1 protein-coding gene is annotated in these 1,112 nt (G+C 71.5%); it reads right to left on the reverse strand.

Features of this window, described 5'->3' with window-relative positions; all coding sequences use genetic code 11:
• Positions 1-1,112: NAD(P)/FAD-dependent oxidoreductase (locus tag ACOVRJ_RS02070; protein WP_422042250.1), on the reverse strand; the 1,112-nt coding region annotated here is incomplete at both ends.

A 1,112-nucleotide genomic window follows, 5' to 3' on the forward strand; every position in this document is an offset into this window, starting at 1 on the left:
TAGCCCGCGCCCTCGCCGGCGGGGTACAGGCCGCGCACGTTCAGGCTCTGCAGGTCGCGCCCGCGCGGGATGCGCAGCGGCGAGGAGGTGCGCGTCTCCACGCCCGTGAGCACGGCGTCCGCGCGTGAGAAGCCGGGAATCTGGCGCTCGAAGGCGGGCAGGGCTTCGCGGAGGGCTTCCAGCACCTTGCCGGGCAGGCTCTCGCGTCCGGGCTCGGCCAGGTCGGTCAGCGTCACGCCCGGTTTGTAGGAAGGCAGCACGTCGCCGAACTCGCGGGCCACGGCGCGGCCGTGCCGGCCGGCCACGAAGTCCCCCACCAGCTGCCCTGGGGCGCGGTAGCCGCCGCCGCCCAGCACGTAGGCGCGCGACTCCCACACCCGCTGGAAGGCGATGCCGTCCAGCGGCGATACGGGGCCGCTGCCGCCCGGGTCCAGGCGATAGTCCTCGGGCGAGATGCCCACCACGATACCGGCGTTGGCGTTGCGCTCGTTGCGCGAGTACTGGCTCATGCCGTTGGTGACCACGCGCTCGGGCTCCGAGGTGGCGGCCACCACCGTGCCGCCCGGGCACATGCAGAAGCTGTAGACCGAGCGGCCGTTGCGTGCGTGGTGCACCAGCTTGTAGTCGGCCGCACCCAGCAGCGGGTGGCCGGCGCTGGGCCCGAAGCGGGCGCGGTCTATCATGCCTTGAGGGTGCTCGATGCGAAAACCCACCGAGAAGGGCTTGGCCTGCAGCGCCACGCCCCGTCCGTGCAGCATGGCGAAGGTGTCGCGCGCGCTGTGGCCGACGGCCAGCACGACGTGGTCGGTATGCAGTTCCTCGCCGCTGGCGAGCACCAGGCCGCGCAGTTGGTGCTGCGCACCCGTCCCGCCGTGGTCTTCGAGCAGCAGGTCCGTCACCTGCTGCTCGAAGCGGATCTCCCCGCCCAGCGCTTCGATCTGGGCCCGCATCTTCTCGATCATGCTCACCAGCCGGAAGGTGCCGATGTGCGGCTTGCTGACGAACAGGATCTCCTCGGGCGCGCCGGCCTGCACGAATTCGGTCAGCACCTTGCGCGTGAGGTGGCGCGGGTCGCTGATCTGGCTCCAGAGCTTGCCGTCGGAGAACGTGCC

The sequence above is a fragment of the Roseateles sp. genome, assembly GCF_049240545.1.
GTDB lineage: Bacteria > Pseudomonadota > Gammaproteobacteria > Burkholderiales > Burkholderiaceae_C > Paucibacter_A.